General features: G+C 67.1%; 18 protein-coding genes and 1 tRNA gene. 9 read left to right on the top strand and 10 right to left on the bottom strand.

Annotation, left to right across the window (positions count from 1 at the left end; all coding sequences use genetic code 11):
• Positions 1–8 precede the first annotated feature (8 nt).
• Positions 9–3,593, bottom strand: a complete 3,585-nt coding sequence (gene metH, locus IDF66_RS22125; RefSeq protein ID WP_164309658.1) for a methionine synthase — start codon at positions 3,591–3,593, stop codon at positions 9–11.
• Positions 3,594–3,644: 51 nt separating this feature from the next.
• On the opposite strand from metH, the gene IDF66_RS22130 reads away from it, so the two are divergent.
• Positions 3,645–4,544 (top strand): PAC2 family protein, encoded by a 900-nt coding sequence (locus IDF66_RS22130; protein ID WP_190268631.1) that lies wholly within the window; start codon positions 3,645–3,647, stop codon positions 4,542–4,544.
• 18 nt (positions 4,545–4,562) lie between these two features.
• On the opposite strand, the gene IDF66_RS22135 is transcribed toward IDF66_RS22130, so the two are convergent.
• The 6 genes from IDF66_RS22135 to IDF66_RS22160 form a co-directional block, all read right to left on the bottom strand.
• A complete protein-coding gene (locus tag IDF66_RS22135) occupies positions 4,563–4,871 on the bottom strand; it encodes a hypothetical protein (RefSeq protein ID WP_164309656.1) in 309 nt (102 codons plus the stop codon).
• 67 nt (positions 4,872–4,938) lie between these two features.
• The gene (gene mshC, locus IDF66_RS22140) at positions 4,939–6,183 is read right to left on the bottom strand and encodes a cysteine--1-D-myo-inosityl 2-amino-2-deoxy-alpha-D-glucopyranoside ligase (protein ID WP_164309655.1); all 1,245 of its coding nucleotides are present in this window, start codon (positions 6,181–6,183) and stop codon (positions 4,939–4,941) included.
• Positions 6,184–6,259: 76 nt separating this feature from the next.
• Positions 6,260–7,168 carry an SCO1664 family protein gene (locus tag IDF66_RS22145; protein WP_190268632.1) on the bottom strand — a complete coding sequence of 303 codons (909 nt, stop codon included), beginning with the start codon at positions 7,166–7,168 and terminating at the stop codon, positions 6,260–6,262.
• 1 nt (position 7,169) lies between these two features.
• A complete protein-coding gene (locus tag IDF66_RS22150) occupies positions 7,170–7,862 on the bottom strand; it encodes a DUF3090 domain-containing protein (RefSeq protein ID WP_164309653.1) in 693 nt (230 codons plus the stop codon).
• Positions 7,863–7,887: 25 nt separating this feature from the next.
• Positions 7,888–8,682, bottom strand: a complete 795-nt coding sequence (locus IDF66_RS22155; RefSeq protein ID WP_190268633.1) for an MSMEG_4193 family putative phosphomutase — start codon at positions 8,680–8,682, stop codon at positions 7,888–7,890.
• A gap of 71 nt (positions 8,683–8,753) precedes the next feature.
• On the bottom strand, positions 8,754–9,596 hold the full coding sequence (locus IDF66_RS22160) for an undecaprenyl-diphosphate phosphatase (protein WP_164309651.1): 843 nt from the start codon (positions 9,594–9,596) through the stop codon (positions 8,754–8,756).
• A 140-nt stretch (positions 9,597–9,736) separates the two neighbouring features.
• Between IDF66_RS22160 and IDF66_RS22165 the strand changes: the two genes are divergently transcribed.
• From IDF66_RS22165 to IDF66_RS22175, 3 genes are read left to right on the top strand one after another with little or no spacing between them, the layout of a single operon-like run.
• Complete coding sequence (locus tag IDF66_RS22165; RefSeq protein ID WP_223309965.1) at positions 9,737–10,849, top strand: YncE family protein; 1,113 nt, start codon at positions 9,737–9,739, stop codon at positions 10,847–10,849.
• A 2-nt stretch (positions 10,850–10,851) separates the two neighbouring features.
• Positions 10,852–11,184 (top strand): DUF5703 family protein, encoded by a 333-nt coding sequence (locus IDF66_RS22170; protein ID WP_164309649.1) that lies wholly within the window; start codon positions 10,852–10,854, stop codon positions 11,182–11,184.
• Positions 11,178–12,293, top strand: a complete 1,116-nt coding sequence (locus tag IDF66_RS22175; protein ID WP_190268634.1) for a quinone-dependent dihydroorotate dehydrogenase — start codon at positions 11,178–11,180, stop codon at positions 12,291–12,293. Before IDF66_RS22170 ends, IDF66_RS22175 begins: the two co-directional genes overlap by 7 nt.
• A gap of 45 nt (positions 12,294–12,338) precedes the next feature.
• On the opposite strand, the gene IDF66_RS22180 is transcribed toward IDF66_RS22175, so the two are convergent.
• Positions 12,339–12,884 carry a YbhB/YbcL family Raf kinase inhibitor-like protein gene (locus IDF66_RS22180; protein WP_164309909.1) on the bottom strand — a complete coding sequence of 182 codons (546 nt, stop codon included), beginning with the start codon at positions 12,882–12,884 and terminating at the stop codon, positions 12,339–12,341.
• A 56-nt stretch (positions 12,885–12,940) separates the two neighbouring features.
• Positions 12,941–14,287 carry a M20/M25/M40 family metallo-hydrolase gene (locus IDF66_RS22185; RefSeq protein ID WP_190268635.1) on the bottom strand — a complete coding sequence of 449 codons (1,347 nt, stop codon included), beginning with the start codon at positions 14,285–14,287 and terminating at the stop codon, positions 12,941–12,943.
• 67 nt (positions 14,288–14,354) lie between these two features.
• Between IDF66_RS22185 and IDF66_RS22190 the strand changes: the two genes are divergently transcribed.
• The 3 genes from IDF66_RS22190 to IDF66_RS22200 all read left to right on the top strand — a co-directional run bounded on the left by IDF66_RS22190 (position 14,355) and on the right by IDF66_RS22200 (position 16,205).
• Positions 14,355–14,443: transfer RNA gene (locus tag IDF66_RS22190), tRNA-Leu, on the top strand.
• A 183-nt stretch (positions 14,444–14,626) separates the two neighbouring features.
• Positions 14,627–15,040 carry a Zn-ribbon domain-containing OB-fold protein gene (locus IDF66_RS22195; RefSeq protein ID WP_164309647.1) on the top strand — a complete coding sequence of 138 codons (414 nt, stop codon included), beginning with the start codon at positions 14,627–14,629 and terminating at the stop codon, positions 15,038–15,040.
• A gap of 19 nt (positions 15,041–15,059) precedes the next feature.
• The gene (locus IDF66_RS22200; RefSeq protein WP_164309646.1) at positions 15,060–16,205 is read left to right on the top strand and encodes a thiolase family protein; all 1,146 of its coding nucleotides are present in this window, start codon (positions 15,060–15,062) and stop codon (positions 16,203–16,205) included.
• A 22-nt stretch (positions 16,206–16,227) separates the two neighbouring features.
• On the opposite strand, the gene IDF66_RS22205 is transcribed toward IDF66_RS22200, so the two are convergent.
• Complete coding sequence (locus tag IDF66_RS22205; protein ID WP_164309645.1) at positions 16,228–17,163, bottom strand: mechanosensitive ion channel family protein; 936 nt, start codon at positions 17,161–17,163, stop codon at positions 16,228–16,230.
• Positions 17,164–17,321: 158 nt separating this feature from the next.
• Here IDF66_RS22205 and IDF66_RS22210 point away from each other — a divergent pair, with 158 nt between their 5' ends.
• Both IDF66_RS22210 and IDF66_RS22215 read left to right on the top strand, forming a co-directional pair.
• Positions 17,322–18,380 (top strand): nucleoside hydrolase, encoded by a 1,059-nt coding sequence (locus IDF66_RS22210; RefSeq protein ID WP_190268636.1) that lies wholly within the window; start codon positions 17,322–17,324, stop codon positions 18,378–18,380.
• A gap of 39 nt (positions 18,381–18,419) precedes the next feature.
• Entirely contained in the window at positions 18,420–19,373 is a 954-nt protein-coding gene (locus IDF66_RS22215; protein WP_164309643.1) for an LLM class F420-dependent oxidoreductase, read from the top strand.
• Positions 19,374–19,482 lie beyond the last annotated feature (109 nt).

The following is a 19,482-nucleotide window of genomic DNA, read 5'->3' on the forward strand; positions in this document are numbered from 1 at the left end:
GACTCAGGTCAGGTGTTGAAGTACTTGGCCTCCGGGTGATGCAGCACGAACGCGTCCGTCGACTGCTCGGGATGCAGCTGCAGTTCCTCCGACAGCACCACACCGATCCGCTCGGGCTCGAGCAGCTCCATCATCTTCGCGCGGTCGTCGAGGTCGGGGCAGGCCCCGTAGCCGAACGAGAAGCGGGCGCCCCGGTACTCGAGGTCGAAGAAGCCCTGTGCGTTCTCCGGATCCTCCCCCGCCAGCGATGTTCCCGCGACGGTCAACTCACTGCGCACCCGCTGATGCCAGTACTCCGCCAACGCCTCGGTCAACTGCACACCGATGCCGTGCACCTCGAGGTAGTCACGGTAGGCGTCCTCGGCGAACAGCTTGTTCGCGAAGTCCGCGATCGGCTGGCCCATGGTGACGAGCTGGAACGGGAGCACATCGACCTGGCCTGCGGCCTTCGCCTGTTCGCGCGAGGAGATGAAGTCTGCGACGCAGAGGAACCTCGAACGCTGTTGCCGCGGGAATTCAAAACTGTGGCGCACCTCGGCGTCGGGTCGCGGCTCGGCCAGCACGTGGACCGTGTCGCCCTCGCTCACCGCCGGGAAATAGCCGTAGACGACGGCGGCATGCTGGAGGATGCCCTCGGTGGCGAGTCGGTCGATCCAGTAGCGCAGCCGTGGACGACCCTCGGACTCGACGAGCTCCTCGTACGACGGCCCCTCTCCCCCGCGTGCGCCGCGAAGTCCCCACTGTCCGAGGAACAACGCGCGCTCGTCTAGCAGTTGGAGATAGTCCGCCACCGGCACGCCCTTCACGATCCGGGTGCCCCAGAACGGAGGCGTCGGGATCGCGTTGTCGGCGGCCACATCCGAGCGGGCCGGAACCTCGACGGGCGTCTCCGCGGCCTTGCGCTTCTCGGCAATCCGCCGCGAACGTTCGTGCCGAGCCTTGCGCTCCTCCACCTTCTGCCTGGCGGCGATCGCCTCCGGGCTGTTCGGATCCGGACCTTCACCGCGCTTGGTCGCCATGATCTCGTCCATGAGCCGCAGACCCTCGAAGGCGTCGCGTGCGTAGTGGACATCGCCGTCGTAGGTCTCGGACAGATCGTTCTCGACGTAGGTACGGGTGAGCGCGGCCCCGCCGAGCAGGACCGGGAAGCTCGTGGCGACCCCGCGCGAGTTGATCTCCTCGAGGTTCTCCTTCATCACCACGGTCGATTTGACGAGCAGCCCGGACATGCCGATGACGTCGGCCCGCTTGTCCTCGGCAGCCTCGAGGATGGTGTTGATCGGTTGCTTGATACCGAGGTTGACCACCTCATACCCGTTGTTGGACAGGATGATGTCGACGAGGTTCTTGCCGATGTCGTGGACATCGCCCTTGACGGTGGCGAGCACGATGCGTCCCTTGCCGTCCTCGCCGGTCGCTTCCATGTGCGGTTCCAGGTGCGCGACAGCGGTTTTCATCACCTCGGCGGACTGCAGCACGAACGGGAGCTGCATCTGGCCCGACCCGAACAGCTCTCCGACGGTCTTCATGCCCGAGAGCAATGTCTCGTTGATGATCTCCAGCGGCGGCTTCTCGGTCATCGCCTCGTCGAGGTCGTCCTCGAGGCCGTTGCGCTCACCGTCGACGATGCGGCGTTCCAGACGATCGAACAGCGGCAGTTTCGCCAATTCGGCCGCGCGGGATTCGCGTGCGGACGCCGCCGACACCCCTTCGAACAGCTCCATGAGCTTCTGCAGCGGGTCGTAGCCCTCACGACGCCGGTCATAGACGAGATCGAGCGCGACCTCGCGGTGTTCTTCGGGAATCCGGGCGATCGGCAGGATCTTCGACGCGTGCACGATCGCGGTGTCGAGCCCGGCCTGCACACATTCGTGCAGGAACACCGAGTTCAGCACCTGCCGGGCGGCCGGGTTGAGGCCGAACGAGATGTTGGAGATACCCAGTGTGAAGTGCACGTCCGGGTGCGCCTCGTGGAGGCGGCGGATGGCCTCGATGGTCTCGATGCCGTCGCGTCGGACCTCTTCCTGCCCGGTCGAGATCGGGAACGTGAGGGCATCGATGATGATGTCTTCCTCGGCCAGACCCCAGTTCTCGGTGATGTCGGTGATCAGCCGCTCGGCGATCCGGATCTTCCAGTCCGCGGTCCGCGCCTGTCCCTCTTCGTCGATGGTCAGCGCCACCACGGCGGCGCCGTGTTCCACGACCAGCTCCATGATGCGGGTGAACCGCGAATCGGGACCGTCGCCGTCTTCGTAGTTGACCGAGTTGACCGCACAGCGGCCGCCGAGCGCTTCCAGACCGGCCTTGATGACCGCGGGTTCGGTGGAGTCGAGCATGATCGGCAGGGTCGACGATGTCGCGAACCGACTGGCCAGCGCCGTCATGTCGACCGCGCCGTCGCGGCCCACATAGTCGACGTTGAGGTCCAGCATGTGCGCGCCGTCGCGGGTCTGGTCCTTGGCGATGTCGAGGCACTTCTGATAGTCCTCGGCGATCATCGCCTCACGGAACGCCTTGGAGCCGTTGGTGTTCGTCCGCTCGCCGATCACCAGGAAGCTCGCGTCCTGATCGAACGGGACCGCGCTGTAGAGCGACGACGTCTCGGCGATGTGCTCGGGCTTCCGCTGTGCCGCGGTCACCTCGGCCACGCGGTCGGCGACCTGACGGATGTGTTCGGGGGTTGTTCCGCAGCAGCCGCCCACGAATGCCAGTCCGAAGTCGGAGACGAAATCACCCAGGGCGCTCGCCAGTTCGTCGGGCTGCAAGGGATATTCGGCGCCGTTGGCGCCCAGCACGGGCAGACCGGCATTCGGCATGACCGACACCGGAATCCGCGCGTGCTTGGAGAGATACCGGAGGTGTTCGCTCATCTCGGCGGGCCCGGTCGCGCAGTTCAACCCGATCATGTCGACGCCGAGCGGTTCGATGGCGGTCAATGCGGCACCGATCTCCGAGCCCAGCAACATGGTGCCGGTGGTCTCCACGGTGACATGACTGATGATGGGGATCGATCGCCCGAGATCGTTCATGGCGCGACGTGCCGCCACGATCGCCGCTTTGACCTGCAGCAAGTCTTGCGACGTCTCGACCAGGATCGCGTCGGCGCCGCCGTCGAGCATCCCGGCCACACACTCGTAGTACGCATCGCGGATCACCGCGAAGGTCGTGTGGCCGAGGCTGGGCAGTTTGGTACCGGGCCCGATCGAGCCGAGCACGAAGCGCGCGGTCCCATCGGCCGACGGACCCATCTCGTCGGCCACGCCACGCGCGATGCCGGTGCCCTTGTACGACAGCTCGCGGATCCGATCGGCGATGTCGTAGTCGCCGAGATTCGAGAGGTTGCAGCCGAATGTGTTGGTCTCGACCGCGTCCGCGCCTGCCTCGAAATAGGCACGGTGGATGTCGGCGAGCACATCGGGGCGGGTGTCGTTGAGGATCTCGTTACAGCCTTCGAGACCGTTGAAGTCGTCGAGGGTGAGATCGGCGGCCTGCAGCATGGTGCCCATGGCCCCATCGCCGATCAGCACACGGCGCGACATCGCGGTGAGGAATGTCGTGTCGTAGGCGGCCGGGTCGGTGGTGCGGGTCGACATGGTTGTCAGCGTAGTTCGCCCTCTCTCGGGGTTCGGTCGTAGGCTGGTTCAGTGAACGCTGAGCAGAGGTCGAACCTTCCCCAGCTGCGCAAGCCCATCCTGTTGGCCGCCTTCGAGGGGTGGAATGACGCGGGGGACGCTGCCAGCAGCGCGATCGAGCATCTGGCGCTCACCTGGGATGCCGTTCCACTCGCCGACATCGACTCCGAGGACTATTACGACTTCCAAGTGAACCGACCCACGGTCAAGCAGATCGACGGGGTCACCCGACGGATCGACTGGCCCACCACGTCCATTTCCTATTGCACCCCCCAAGGTGCGGACCGTGACATCGTACTCGTTCGCGGCATCGAGCCGAACATGCGCTGGCGGGCGTTCTGTGCGGAGATCGTGGATCTCGCCCGGCAGCTGGATGTGGAGACGACGGTCATGCTCGGCGCGCTCCTCGCCGACACGCCCCACACGCGTCCCGTTCCGGTGACCGGCACGGCCTACAGCAGTGAGTCGGCTGCACAGTTCAACCTCGCGGAGAGCCGCTACGAGGGGCCAACCGGGATCACCGGAGTGCTCCAGGATCTGTTCGTCCAGGCGGGGTTGCCTGCGGTGTCGTTCTGGGCCGCAGTGCCCCATTACGTCTCCACTCCCCCGAATCCGAAGGCGACGGTGGCCCTGCTGAACCGGGTCGAGGAGGTCCTCGACGTGGAGGTACCCCTGGCGACGCTGCCCGAACAGGCCGAGGAGTGGGAGCGCGCGGTCACCGAGATGACCGAGGACGACGAGGAGATCGCCGACTACGTGCGAGGGCTCGAAGAGCGCGGCGATGCCGAGATCGACGCCGACGACGTGATGGCCAAGATCGACGGGGACGCCCTGGCAGCCGAGTTCGAGCGCTACCTCAAGCGACGCGGACCGGGCGGGACGGGCCGCGGCCAGGGGTCGTTCGGGAGCTGAGGAGACCCGGATCGGCCGTCAGCCGATCCTCTCGATCGACACGACCGGCGTTGTGATCCGCCAGGTGCGCACGTCCGGATCGTCGGCTGCCCGAACCCAGAATTGGGCGGATTCACCGACCCGGCAGGACTTGACGCCCAGGAGTGGGATGTCCTCGGAATCACGACGCAGCCGGCTGACGGCCCACTCGTCACTCTCGGTGCCACCCACCCCCGGCGCCCTGAGCAAGGTCATGTCGTCGAAGTCCAGCAGGTAGGTCGATGTGCGGGTCACCACCGTCCACACCCCGGCAGTGGTGTCGGGATCGATTTCCTGAGCGCGTGCCACGGGAGAACTGTACCGATCCCGATTCCGACCTTCGCGACGACGTCGGCTCGTTCTGCCCGGTCGCGGGTCAGGAGGACAGGGCGACGCCGAGCAACGCGTCGACAGCCTGCTCGATCTCTCCGGGGGCCGCGGCGGATCCGCCGATCCCCTCGGCCACGTCGCGGCACCACGCGTCGATCGCGGCCAGTGCCTTCGGGGTGTCGAGATCGTCGGCGAGGTGCTGGCGCACCCGCGCGATGACCGGTGCCGCATCCGGACCGGCGGGCGCCGACGTCGCGGTGCGCCACCGCTGCAGACGCTCGCGCGCCTCGTCGAGAACCGCATCGGTCCACATCCGATCGGCCCGATAGTGATCGGCGAGCAGGGCGATCCGGATCGCGGCCGGGTCCACACCGTCACGGCGCAGGCCCGAGACGAACACCAGATTCCCGCGACTCTTCGACATCTTCTCGCCGTCGAGGCCGACCATCCCGGTGTGGACGTAGTGCCGGGCGAAACGGCGCGAATCGGTCAGGGCCTCACCGTGGGCGGCGGAGAACTCGTGATGCGGGAAGATCAGGTCGTTCCCACCGCCCTGGATGTCGAATTCGACGCCGAGGCGGTTCAACGCGATCGCCGAGCACTCGATGTGCCAGCCCGGGCGTCCCGGCCCCTGGGGCGAGTCCCAGGACGGCTCCCCGGGGCGCGTCGCGCGCCACAACAGTGCGTCGAGGGGGTCTCGTTTGCCTGCCCGGTCGGGGTCGCCGCCCCGCTCGGCGAAGAACTTCTCCATCGTGGCGCGGTCGTAGCCGGACTCGTAGCCGAACTGTTCGGTCGCATCCGTGCGGAAGTACACGTCGGGATACTCGGCATCGTCGACGACATAGGCCGCCCCGGACGCCAGCAGCTTGCCGACCACTTCGACGACCTCGCCGACCGATTCGATGGCGCCGATGTAGTCGCGTGGTGGGAGCACCCGCAGCGCCGTCATGTCGTCGCGGAACAGCTGGGTCTCGCGTGCACCCAGGTCCTGCCAGTCGATGCCGTCACGTTCGGCCCGCTCGAAGAGCGGATCGTCGACGTCGGTCACGTTCTGCACGTAGTGCACGTCATGTCCGAGGTCACGCAGCACGCGGTTCACCAGGTCGAAGGTCACGTAGGTCGCGGCATGCCCCAGGTGGGTCGCGTCGTAGGGGGTGATCCCGCAGACGTACATGGTCGCGGTCTCGCCCGGACTGACCGGACGAACCTGTGCGTCGGAGGTGTCATAGAGGCGGAGTGCCGGCCCGGTGCCCGGCAGGGCCGGAAGGGCGGGGTCAGGCCATGACTGCATGGGTCCACTGTATGGCCCGGCTCGCAACGCGCCCCGCCGGGATCGGCCGCTCCACCGCGCGAGCCCTCCCCAACGGTCAGAAAGGCGGCCACGGAATCGGCCGATGACCCGGTGGGAGCGGCATCGTCTCGTGCTCGACGAGCTCGCCGGCCCGTACGGCCATCGCGAGGATCTCGTCGTCGGTGATGTGCCCGGCCAGCTCTGCGGTGAGAGGGTGGTCGGCCGAGGTCAGGTGGTCGACGAGACCGGCGAGATCGGCCAGCAGATGTGCCGGGATCGGCTCACCCGCCCATCCCCACAAGACGGTCCGCAGCTTGTCATCGGTGTGCAGGCAGATCCCGTGATCGACGCCGTACACCCCACCGTCGAGGCCTTCGAGGACATGGCCACCCTTGCGGTCGGCGTTGTTCAGCACGATGTCGAGCACAGCCATCCGCTGGAGCCGCGGGTCGTCGGCGTGCACGAGGACCACCGGCTCCCCGAGCCCGTCGAGCGCGCGCAGGATCGCCCGGTAACCGGTCGGCACGGTGTCGGCGGGACACAGGTCGACCAGATCGACCCGCGGAGCCGGGAGGTCGCCTGCCGCTCCCACCCTCGACGGCGGCTCGTCGTTGTCTGCGGTCACCACCCACCGCTGCACCATCCCCGGTCCCAGGGGCCCGTCACGATGGATGGTCGTCGGGATGACCGACCAGCCGAGGGCCTCCGACACCAGGTATGACGACACCTCACGCCCGGCCAGCGTGCCGTCCGGGAAATCCCACAGCGGCACCTCGCCCCGGACGGGCTTGTAGACACAGCGCACCTCGGTGTCCCCGAGCACGGCGTCGCAGACCAGCGTCGCATTGCTCGCCGACGGGATGCGTCCGACGATGACCAGCTCGCCGGTGCGGAGCGCATCGACCTCGGCGACACCCCGCTCGTCTCGACGGTCGCGCGTACCCGACGTCTCGGGCCCGGGCGCGGACGGTTCTCCGACGGTCACATCAGTCCTGCGGGTTCGGACCGGGATCGGTGTCGTCGTCGGGGTCGGTCGGGTCGACGTCCAGGTAGCCGCCCTCGTCCTGGATCGTCAGGTTCCGGAACACCTCGGGATCGACGAAGTCGAGCGATTTGCTGAGTTCGGCGTCGCGCTTGTACCCGTTGGTCCGCACGCACAGGTGACCGTCGGGATCGAGTGGTTCGTGGCAGAGCGGGCAGGGCTGCCGTCCGGCCGAGATCACGCGCGACGATCGGGCGGCGAATTCGCGGGCCGCCTCGGTGGTGAGGAACACCCGAACGGCATCAGGCCCTTCGTCGGTGTCGTCGAGGACGACGCTCTCGTCGAACTCGCCCTCGGTGATCGCGAGCAGCTCCACCACGACGGCCTCGGACTCGGCATCCCAGCCCAGACCCATCGTGCCGACACGGAATTCCGCGTCCACCGGCATCACCAGCGGGCTGAGGTCACCGACGTGGTCGCTCTCCGGTGGGATGGCCGTCCCGAATCGCCGGTGGATCTCGTCGAGCAACGCACCGATACGGTCGGCCAGGATGGCCACCTGCTGCTTCTCCAGCATGACGCTGACGATTCTCGTCTCGTGCACGGCCTGGAGGTAGAACGTTCGGTCGCCCGGCTGGCCGACCGTACCGGCAACGAACCGGTCCGGGGTTCGGAACACGTGTATCGCGCGAGACATCACACCTCCTTGGCTTGTTCGTCCATTATCCGCGTGCGAGGGGGGTGGCCGCAGCCTTGTCGCCACGATCGCGGCCGTCGACGCCGGAGGCGCCTCCGACGACTGCGTCCTCACCGGCGTCCGCACCTGCGGTGTCCTCGGCGGATCCGTCACTCGACGCAGGCTTGTCGCGGTGTGGTGGTGGGACCGAGAGGACCGCCGTGTTGTTGACCGTGTGTACATACGGGCGGGTGGGACCGTATCGGATGACGCTGATCGATGCGGGTTCGACGACGATGCGCTGGAACGAATCGAGATGCATGCCCATTGCGTCCGCGATCACCGCCTTGATCACGTCGCCGTGTGAGCAGGCGACCCAGACGCCGCTGCCGTCCGCACCCCCGTGCACCCGGTCGAGGTCGCGGATCGCGGCGACGGCCCGCGCCTGGACGGCTGCGAGGCCCTCGCCACCGGGGAACACCGCGGCCGACGGATGCTGCTGCACCGTCTTCCAGAGCGGCTCCGAGAGCAATTCCTTGATGGGCCTGTTCGTCCAGTCCCCGTAGTCGACCTCCGCAAGGGCCTCCACCACGAGTTCGGGCACGTCACGATCGGCGGCGGCGTCGAGCACCGACATCAGCGGCGCCACGGTCTGCGCACAGCGATCCAACGGGGATCTCGCGACCGCGGCGATCTCGCCCATGCACACACCGAGCCGGTCGATCAGGGCAGCGGCCTGTTCTCGCCCCTTGTCGTCGAGGCAGACCCCGGGCGTCCGTCCGGCGAGCACCCCCGAGGTGTTGGCCGTGGAACGTCCGTGTCGCACCAGAATCACGGTCATGTCTCAACCATAGGCGTAGCCGCCCGCACTGATCGCGACGCGACGGTCCGCCGACGTCATGCCGGGTCGGATCACGTGGCGCTGATCACGCCACCGGCGAGCAGTCCCATCACGGTGAGCCCGAGGATCACGCGGTACGCGCCGAACCAGTTCATCGAATGGGCGCTGACAAAGCGCAGCAGCCAGGCGATCGACGCATACCCGATGACGAAGGCGATGAGTGTGGCGACCAGCAGCTGCGGTCCGGATGCCTCCATCCCCTCGCCGCTGGGGTCGAACGCGTCGGGGAGACTGAACAGTCCGGATGCGGTCACCGCCGGGATGGCGAGCAGGAACGAGAACCGAAATGCCGCTTCTCTCTCGAGCCCGAGGAACAGTCCGGCACTGGCGGTCGCCCCCGATCGCGAGACCCCGGGCACCAGGGCCAGGCACTGGGCCAGTCCCATCACGACGCCGTCGCGCAGCGTCAACTGTTCCATCGACCGTTCCTTGCGCCCATAGCGTTCGGCGAGCCAGATGACGCCTGCGAACACGATCAACACGGTCGCGACCAGCCAGAGGTTGCGACCGGTGGTCCGGATCTGGTCCTTGAACAGGAATCCGAGCACACCGATCGGGATGGTCGCGAAGATCACATACCAACCGATGCGGTAGTCGAGGCCGCGCTCCTCCTGATTCGTCAGGCCGCGGAACCATGCCGCCACGATCCGCACGATGTCGCGTGCGAAGTAGACGAGCACGGCGGCTTCGGTCCCGAGCTGGGTGACCGCGGTGAAGGAAGCGCCGGCATCCCCTCCGAACATGATCTCGGAGGCGATCCGCAGGTGGCCCGAGGACGAGATCGGCAGGAACTCGGTGAGACCCTGCAGCGCGCCGAGCACGATCGCCTGGATCCACGTCATGGTGTCTGTCACGGCGGCTGATGCTACGTGGAAACCCGATGCGGCACCGCATCGCCCACACCGGCGTTTCCCGGCATCCGCCACGGATCCGACATGTGTCGTCGCCGCGACCCCGCGCGTCCCGGATCGGTGTCGTGACGCAAGATGGTGAGATGCACGCGCCGAAATCACCGCGCCCGGGACCCCTGTTCACCGCGGTGCGCAGGCCTGCGCCGATCGCCGCGGGGATCGCCGCGATCGCTGCGGTCGTGGTCGTGTCGGGCTGTGGATCCTCCGGTGACACGTCGTCGACCCCGAACGTGCCGACCGTCACACCGGCGACCGCCGAGCAGGCGCCGCCCGGCCCGGCCGCCGCGCCGGCAGGGACCGTGGTCCCGACTCCCGCGAACAGCCGTGGACTGGCGATCGACTCCGGCACCGTCGCGGTGCTCGATCCGGCCGGGACCGCCGTCCTGCGTTATGCCACCGACCGGATCTCCGACGTTCCGCAACGATCGACGACACCGCCCCTGACCCGCATCGTCGGCGGTGGCGATGGTTCGTTCCTCGGTGTCGGACCGGAGGTCATCGTGCGCATCGCCGCCGACGGCACGGTGTCCACCACCCCGATCTCGGCCGCCGACCCGACCGCGTTGGCGCACACCGCATCCGGGCAGGTGCTGGTCGGTACCGCCGACGGGCGACTGATGGTCTTCGATCGCGACCTGAAGCCTGGTCGGGTCGTCGACAAGTTCATCCGGGTCGATGACATCACCGTGTCGCCGCCGGGCGCCGACCTCTCCGACGAACAGGTCGTCGTGCTCGATCGTGCACAGTCCTCGGTCACCCCCGTCACCATCTCCGACGGCGACCTCGGCCCCGCGCTGCGGGCGGGCAACGGGGCCACCAACTCCACCGTCGACCGGTACGGGCGTGTGCTGGTCGCCAACACACGCGACGACGAGATCATCGGATTCTTCGGATCTCCGCTGGTCATGCGATTCCGGTATCCCGTGTCCGCAGGACCGTACGCCGTAGACTACGACGACACCCGCAACCTGATGTGGGTGTCGACGACGGCGAACAACGAGGTGGTGGCCTATGACCTGTCCGCTGGCGAACCCGTGGCGAAGCAACGATTCCCGGCGGTCGCCCAACCGGACGACATCGCCGTCGACGACACGTCCGGCACCGTGTACGTCTTGTCCGACCGGGGTGGCCTGCAGGTCGTTCCGCCCGCCTACCGGCCGCCGGGCGTCGCGGGCGTCGGGCCGTCGGGTCGGTGATCATGTCCGTTAGCCAGAGCACCGGCAGCCTCTCCCCCCGCCGCGGTCGCGCGTCGTCCCGGTTCGGTTCGCGTCACCCTCGCGGTTGGGAAGTGAGCTCGGATACCCACGAGTGCGTGCTGTTGACACTGCCGCCCGACGTGACCAGGATCACCGCATCCATGCGGCTGTCGATCGAGGCCGAGTTCGGCGGCTGGGAACTGAAGAGGGTCCGACTCTACTCCGACGGGACGCGAAAAGTGTTGCTGCGCCGCAAGAAACCGCCAGGTCCCCGCCGCGCCGATGCCGGCATCGACCATACGGGCTACCCCGACGAAGGTGCCACCGCGTGCTGAAGCGGATCAACGGCGTGATCTATCCGATCCTGTTGCGGTTGATGTTCCGACTCTCCCCGGAGCGCATCCACGCGATCGCCTTCCGCGCCATCGGTCTCGTCGGTCGGGCCCCGATCCTGCGCGGGCTCGTCGCGCAGGTCCTGGCCACCCACGATCCCGTGCTACGTCAGCGCGTGTTCGGCATCGACTTCCCGGCTCCTCTCGGGCTGGCGGCCGGATTCGACAAGAGCGCCTCGGCCGTCAACGCCTGGGGCCAGTTCGGATTCGGCTATGCGGAGATCGGGACGATCACCGGACAGGCGCAACCAGGCAACCCCACCCCGCGACTGTTCCGCCTGCCCGCCGACCGCGCGCTCGTCAACCGGATGGGGTTCAACAACCCCGGATCCGGCGAGGCCGCCCGGCATCTCGCAGCACTGCGACCGGGTCCGGTGAGCATCCCGATCGGGGCCAACATCGGCAAGACCAAGGTCGTCCCGGTCGAGGACGCGGTCGACGACTACCGGGTCAGCGCGCGCGCACTCGGCCCGCTCGCCGACTTCGTCGTGGTCAACGTGAGCTCGCCCAACACACCGGGACTCCGGGACCTCCAGGCGGTCGACTCGTTGCGGCCGATCCTGGCGGCGGTGCAGGAGGAGGTCACCGTACCGGTCCTGGTGAAGATCGCCCCCGACCTCGCCGACACGGACATCGACGCCGTGGCCGATCTCGCCGTCGAACTCGGGCTCGCCGGGATCGTGGCAACCAACACGACAATCGAACGCAGCGGTCTGCAGACCCCCGCAACCGACGTCGCCGCCCTCGGTGCGGGCGGCCTGTCCGGGGCCCCTCTCGCCAGCCGATCGCTGGCTGTGCTGCGCCGACTCCATGCACGGGTCGGCGGACAGGTCGCGCTCGTCAGCGTCGGCGGTATCGAGACCGTCGACCAGGCCTGGGAGCGCATCCTCGCCGGCGCCGATCTCCTGCAGGGCTACACCGGATTCATCTACGGCGGACCGTTGTGGGTCAAGGAGATCCACGACGGTATCGCCGAACGGGTGCGTGCCGGCGGCTTCGCGAGTCTGGCCGACGCGGTCGGCAGCGCGGTTCGTGGCCAGGACACGCGCTAGTCGCGTGTCCTGGCCACGATGCCGGCGACTCAGGATGTCGGCGACTCAGATGTCCTCGGAGGCCTGTTCGTAGGTGCCGACGATGGTGGCCCGCGCGATCGCATGCGAGAACAGGTTGAAGCCGAGGTACGCAGGGGTGGCGCCGTCGGGCAGACCGAGCGATTCGACATCGACGGCGTGCACCACCACGAAGTAGCGGTGGGGCCCGTGTCCGGGCGGCGGGGCGGCGCCGATGAACCGCTTCTGTGCCGCGTCGTTGGCGAGCGTCACCGCACCCGCGGGCAACCCACTCCCGGTGTCGTCACCGGCGCCCGCAGGCAGCGTGGTCGCCGAGACCGGGATGTCGGCGACCGCCCAATGCCAGAAACCGGACGCCGTCGGGGCGTCGGGGTCGTACACCGTGACCGCGAAACTCTTGGTCTCCGAGGGGAATCCGGACCACGTCAGTTGCGGCGACAGATCTTCGCCGCCTGCCCCCATGATCCCGCTCACCTGCTCGTTGCGCAGCGGACCGCCGTCGGCGATGCTCTCCGACGTCAGGGTGAAGCCGGGCAGTGTCGGTAGCGGGTCGTACGGGTTGAACGACATCAGAACACCTTTCTCGGGTCAGCGCGGAAGAGGTCGAACGCGCAACGGACTCCAGTACATCAACTGTGTAGCAGAAAGTGCTCGAACACCTTGGTCCCGAACACCACCGCCTCGACGGGTACACGCTCGTCCACACCGTGGAACAGTGCGGCGAAATCCAGCTCCGGCGGGAGTTGCAGTGGGGCGAAGCCGAAGCAACGGACGCCGAGCTTGGCGAACGCCTTCGCGTCGGTGCCGCCGGAGAGCATGTAAGGGACCGTCATACCCTGTGGATCATGCGCGAGGATCGCGTCGTTCATCGCGTCGACGAGATGGCCGTCGAAGGTCGTCTCATACGAATCGAGATGGGTGATCCACTCGCGGGTCACGTTGGGCCCGATGAGCTCGTCGACCTCCTTCTCGAACGCCTCCTGGCGTCCGGGAAGTACGCGGCAGTCGACAACCGCCTCGGCCTTCTGCGGGATCACGTTGGCCTTGTAGCCGGCCTTGAGCATCGTCGGGTTCGCGGTGTCGCGCAGCGTTGCGCCGATGATGCGGGCCAGATTGCCGAGCTTGAACAAGGTCGTGTCGAGGTCGGGGGCGTCGGGGCTCAGATCCAGGCCGGTCTCGTCGGAGACCGTGGCCAGGAACTGGCTCACCGATTCGGTCATCACCAACGGAAAGGTGTGCCTGCCAAGGCGGGCAACCGCTTCCGCGACTTCGGTGACCGCGTTGTCGGAGTGCAGGAAGGACCCGTGTCCGGCCGTGGCATCGGCCGCCAGTCGCATCCACGACAGACCCTTCTCGGCGGTCTCCACGAGATAGAGGCGCCGCTGCGTGCCGTCGGGTCGATCAACGGTGAGAGAGAATCCGCCGACCTCGCCGACCGCCTCGGTGACACCCTCGAAGAGATCGGGCCGGTTCTCGACCAGCCAGTGGGAACCCCAGGTGCCACCTGCCTCCTCGTCGGCGAGGAAGGCGAAGACGATCTCCCGCGGCGGCACGGTGCCGTCACGTTTGAACTGACGCGCGAGCGCCAGCGCCATGCCGACCATGTCCTTCATGTCGACAGCGCCGCGACCCCAGATGTACCCGTCCGAGACGGTCCCGGAGAAAGGGTGCACGCTCCAGTCTGCGGGTTCCGCGGGGACCACGTCGAGATGACCGTGCACGAGTAGTGCCCCGCGGTCGGAGTCGACCGGCCCCGGGAGTCGAGCGAAGATGTTGCCCCTGCCCGGTCGTCCGGACTCGACGTACTGGGTGGTGTACCCGACTTCCTCGAGGAGTTGCGCCACCCATTTGGCGCATTCCTCTTCGCCTTTGGTGGTGTCGGCCTCGCCGGTGTTGGTCGTGTCGAACCGGATGAGACGGCTCACGATGTCGACCACTTCGTCGACCGCACGATCGGCCACAGGCTGGGAAGTCACCCCTCACTCCTACGGGATTTGGGATACACGGGCAACCTCGGTTAGGGTTATGCCCGCGCTACGAGAGGTCCGAGTGGCGGAATGGCAGACGCGCTAGCTTGAGGTGCTAGTGCCCTATTAACGGGCGTGGGGGTTCAAGTCCCCCCTCGGACACCACCTTCGGGATGATCACGGTCATCCTATTCGCGATTCACCCCGGCCACGGCCGGGGTTTTCTTTTTCCCGTCGACCGCAACCGGAGATCGGTCGCGCCCACTGATGAGAATGCCATTTTCATATTCGGAAACGTCGAGTACGATCACGAAGAATCCATTGTCCGACGATGCCGGAGGAAAGACCATGCCCAAGGCGCTGGCGCCAGAGATCTCCACCTGGCCCGACAAGGACGCGCAGCTGATCGGCACGAGGTGCGCCGTGTGCGAGTTCACCACCTTCCCCGCCCAGGACAACTGTCCCAAATGCAGTTCGGGTGACACCTCGGATGTCCTCCTCCCCCGGACCGGCACCCTGGTCGCCTGGACCGTCCAGGGATTTCCTCCCGGCGCTCCCTACATCGGTGCCACCGGCGACGACTTCGTCCCGTTCGGCGTCGGTCTGGTGCAGCTCGACGACGTGGTGCGCGTGGAGGGTCGGCTCACCGAGAACGACCCGGCCAAGTTGCAGTTCGGACAGGCCGTGGAACTCACGATGATCCCGCTCGCCACCGACGCCGACGGCGACGAGATCTACACCTTCGCCTTCGCCCCGGCCTGACTCCACGAGAGGAACCCCCATGACCAACGACGTAGCCATCATCGGCGTCGGCCTTCATCCCTTCGGTCGCTTCGACAAGACCGCCATGCAGATGGGCGCCGAGGCCATCCAGCTCGCTCTCGGCGATGCCGGTGTCGAGTGGAAGGACATCCAATTCGGCTTCGGCGGAAGCTATGAGATCTCGAATCCGGATGCCGTCACCCGCCTGGTCGGTCTGACCGGGATCACCTTCACCAACGTGTTCAACGCGTGCGCAACGTCGGCCAGTGCCATCCAGCAGACCGCCGACACCATCCGCCTCGGCACCTACGACATCGGGATCGCGGTCGGCATGGACAAGCATCCGCGCGGGGCGTTCACCGACAACCCGGCCAAGCTGGCCCTGCCCCAGTGGTACGCGCAGAACGGGCAGTTCCTGACCACCAAGTTCTTCGGGATGAAGGCCAACCGCTACATCCACGATCACAACATCTCCCAGGCCACCCTCGCCGAGGTCGCGGCCAAGAACTTCCGCAACGGCGAGCGGAATCCGAACGCGTTCCGACGCACCCCGATCCCCGCCGACCAGATCCTGAATTCGGCGATGGTCAACTACCCGCTGACGCAGTACATGTTCTGCTCGCCCGACGAGGGCGCGGCGGCGGTGATCATGTGTCGCGGGGACATCGCGCACAAGTTCACCGACAAACCGGTGTTCTTGCGTGCCAGTGAGATCCGTACACGTCGGTACGGCGCCTATGAGGTGCACGCCACCTCCGCACCGATCGAGGAGGACGTGTCGCCGACCGTCTACGCCGCACGCGCGGCCTACGAGCGGGCCGGTATCGGGCCCGAGGACGTCGACATCGCCCAGTTGCAGGACACCGACGCAGGTGCCGAGATCATCCACATGGCCGAGACCGGTCTGTGCAAAGACGGGGAACAGGAGCAGTTGCTCGCCGACGGAGCCACCGAGATCACCGGCTCGATCCCGGTCAACACCGACGGCGGGCTGATCGCCAACGGTGAGCCGATCGGCGCGTCCGGGCTCCGCCAGATGCACGAACTCGTGCGTCAGCTGCGCGGCGAAGCCGGTGACCGACAGGTGCCCGGGTCACCCAGGGTCGGGCTGGCACAGGTCTATGGCGCCCCGGGCACCGCCTCGGCCACGATCGTCTCGCTCTGAGGTCTCTGGCGCGGACAGTCCTTCATCGACCTGCCGTCATCGCAGCCATCCCGTTGCGATACGGCAGGTCGATGTCGTTCGCGTCGTAGGCGCGCAAGATCGCGCGGCGGATACGGCGCTGCAGAGACCACTGTGCGTTCGGCTTCGTCTTCAGCGTCATCCGCAGAACGACCATGTCGGGTGCGACCTCCTGGATGCCGAGCATCTCGGGGGCGCCCAGCACATCGGCGGCCGCCGACTCGTCGGCCAGTACCTCGTTGGCCGCCTCGAGCGCGACCTCCTGGGCACGATCGAGATCGGCGGTCAGGGCGACCGGCACCTCGACCCGAGCCACCGCGTACTCCTGGCTCATGTTGCCGACCCGGGCGATCTCACCGTTGCGGACGTACCAGAGCGTGCCGTCGAGGTCGCGCACCGTGGTGATGCGCAGACCCACCGACTCGACCTCGCCGATGGCCTCGCCGAGGTCGACGATGTCGCCGACCCCGTATTGATCCTCGAGCAGCATGAACACACCGGACACGAAGTCCTTGACCAGGTTCTGCGCACCGAAACCGATGGCCAGGCCGACGACACCGGCCGACGCGATGAACGGCGCGATGTTGACCCCGAGGACGCTCAGGATCGACAGCACGACCCACACCAGCAGAATGATCGACACCGTCGACTTGAGGACGGATCCGATCGTCTTCGCCCGCTGGGCCCTGCGCTCGGCAACCGCGGGGTTACGCGCGGCGGCGGGAGTCTTTTCCCGCAGGTGACGCAGCAATGCGGGCTTCCGCTGATCCGGGTTTCCGGAATCGGTCTTGGGTCGCCTGGTGGCCCGATCGATCGCACGGTGCAGCAAGTACCGCACGATCAGCGCGACCACGATGTATGTCACGATGCGGATCGGGGTCTCGATGATCCACTCGCGGTTTGTCTCCGTCCATTCGAAGGCGAGGGTTTGAGCTGTCATGGTGACGACCGTACGGATGTGATCGGTCATGTCCAGTCGGGACCGCGGTCAACTGGAGCGTCGGGCGGACAGTGCGTCGAATCTCACGGTGCGTCGATCTCGTGGTGCGTCTGATCTCATGGTGCGTCTGATCTCATGGTCCGGTCCACAATGGAACGGTGACCCGCCTCATCCTCGACTGTGACACCGGCATAGACGACTCGCTCGCTCTCCTCTATCTCCTCGGCCGACGCGATGTAGACCTGGTCGGCATCGTGTCGACGGCGGGCAATGTGCCCGTCGACGTCGTGACCGCCAACAACCTGGCGTGGCTCGAGTTGTGCGGACGCACCGACATCCCGGTGCACACCGGCTCGCCGGTACCACTCGTGGCCGAATTGATGACCACCGAGGACACCCACGGTCCGCTCGGCATCGGGTACGCCGAGCTCCCACCTGCCACCCAACCGGCCAGTCGGGTCGACGCCGCCGATGCCTGGATCGAGGCGGCGACGGCACACCCCGGGGAACTGATCGGACTGGTGACCGGGCCGTTGACGTCCCTGGCGACCGCGCTCCGGCGTGATCCCGCACTCCCCACCCGCCTGGCCCGACTCGTGATCATGGGCGGTGCGTTCCACGTGCACGGGAACACCACGCCGACCTCGGAGTGGAACGTCGCAGTGGATCCCGAAGCCGCCGCCGAGGTGTTCGCCGCGTTCGGGCGCGACGGTACGGAACCACCCATCGTCTGCCCCCTCGACCTCACCGAGTCGGTGGCGATGACGCCCGATCACCTCGTGCGGCTCGCCGCGACGGCAGGCAGCAGCCCCGTCGAGTGCCCCGATCCCAGCGACGAGGCAGGGCTGCGGTCGGTGTCCGACAATGCGCTGATCCGGCATCTGATGGACGCGCTGCGTTTCTACCTCGAGTTCCATCACACCCACGACGAGGGCTACATCGCCCATCTCCACGACCCGTTCGCGGCCATGGTCGCACTGGCGCCCGACATCGTGACGACGATCCCCGCGCGTGTCGACGTCGAGCTGATCGGGCATCACACGCGCGGGATGACCATCGCAGACGAACGATCGATGACCGGGGAACCCAATGCGCGGATCGCCACCGCGACCGATGTCGACGCAGTGTTCGACGACCTGATCGACACCGTCGGATCCTATGCGAGATCATATGCACCATCGGACAATTCGGGCAGCGGGATCGACGCGCGAACGTGAACGCCTGCGTGCCGGGAACCACAGGCGTAGCGTCGTGATGTGACCAGACTCGGCTACCAGATCCCCAACTTCACCTATCCCGACGTCACCGCAGATCGCCTCTTCCCCACCGTCGTCGCCCAAGCCGTCGAGGCCGAGGACTCCGGATTCGACACCGTGCTGGTGATGGATCACTTCTACCAGCTTCCCATCCTCGGCACTCCCGACGAACCGATGATCGAGTGCTACACCCTGCTCTCGGCCCTCGCCCAGCACACGTCGAGGGTCAGGCTGTCGGCACTCGTGACGGGCAACACGTATCGCCACCCGACACTCCTCGCCAAGACGGTCACGGCACTCGACGTGGTCTCGGGTGGGCGCGCCCAGTTGGGTATCGGCGCCGGCTGGTTCGAACTCGAGCACGACTCACTGGGCTACGAGTTCGGCACCTTCACCGATCGATTCGAGAAACTCGAGGAATCGCTGCAGATCGTCCTCGGCATGCTCGAAGGGAACACACCGAGCCTTGACGGCACCTGGTATCAGGTCCGTGAGGCGCTCAATGTGCCTGCGCCACTGTCGAAGATCCCGGTCATGATCGGCGGCGGCGGCGAGCGCAAGACACTACGCATGGTTGCCCAGTACGCCGACGAATCGAATCTCATCTGCGCGTTCGAGGACATCGGCCGCAAGCTGGATGCCCTGTCCGGGCACTGTGACCGCCTGGGCCGCAACCGCTCCGAGATCACCGTCAGCCTGCAGACGTCGGCATGTATCGCGCCGACGCACGACGAGGCCGTCGCCGAATTCGAGTCGTATCTCGAGCGGAATCCTGCTGCCGAAGTGCGCAGGGCGAACACCATCGTGGGCGACCCGGACGAGGTGGGTGCCCGGTTCTCGGAGCTCCTCGCGACCGGCGTGGACGGCATCACCGTCAACGCTCCTGCCAATGGCCATGTGCCGGGGCGGGTGTCGCTGTTGGGCTCGACCCTCGCCCCGCTGATCAGCGGCTAGTTCAGCTCGGGCGTCGTCTCGTGCACGGTGCCGCGGGTCGGCCGGCCGGGCTTCGCCCCGACCAGCCCGTGGTCGTCGACGATCACCCGAAGGATCTCACCGGACCAGA

This window comes from Gordonia hankookensis (assembly GCF_014673215.1).
In the GTDB taxonomy this organism is placed as follows: domain Bacteria; phylum Actinomycetota; class Actinomycetes; order Mycobacteriales; family Mycobacteriaceae; genus Gordonia; species Gordonia hankookensis.

Coding starts and splice junctions, on each gene's coding strand:
- IDF66_RS22195 (WP_164309647.1), top strand. CDS start 14,627: ATGCCCAAGGCGCTGGCGCCAGAGATCTCCACCTGGCCCGACAAGGAC.
- IDF66_RS22165 (WP_223309965.1), top strand. CDS start 9,737: ATGCACGCGCCGAAATCACCGCGCCCGGGACCCCTGTTCACCGCGGTG.
- IDF66_RS22170 (WP_164309649.1), top strand. CDS start 10,852: ATGTCCGTTAGCCAGAGCACCGGCAGCCTCTCCCCCCGCCGCGGTCGC.
- metH (WP_164309658.1), bottom strand. CDS start 3,593: ATGTCGACCCGCACCACCGACCCGGCCGCCTACGACACGACATTCCTC.
- IDF66_RS22205 (WP_164309645.1), bottom strand. CDS start 17,163: ATGACAGCTCAAACCCTCGCCTTCGAATGGACGGAGACAAACCGCGAG.
- mshC (WP_164309655.1), bottom strand. CDS start 6,183: ATGCAGTCATGGCCTGACCCCGCCCTTCCGGCCCTGCCGGGCACCGGG.
- IDF66_RS22150 (WP_164309653.1), bottom strand. CDS start 7,862: ATGTCTCGCGCGATACACGTGTTCCGAACCCCGGACCGGTTCGTTGCC.
- IDF66_RS22200 (WP_164309646.1), top strand. CDS start 15,060: ATGACCAACGACGTAGCCATCATCGGCGTCGGCCTTCATCCCTTCGGT.
- IDF66_RS22155 (WP_190268633.1), bottom strand. CDS start 8,682: ATGACCGTGATTCTGGTGCGACACGGACGTTCCACGGCCAACACCTCG.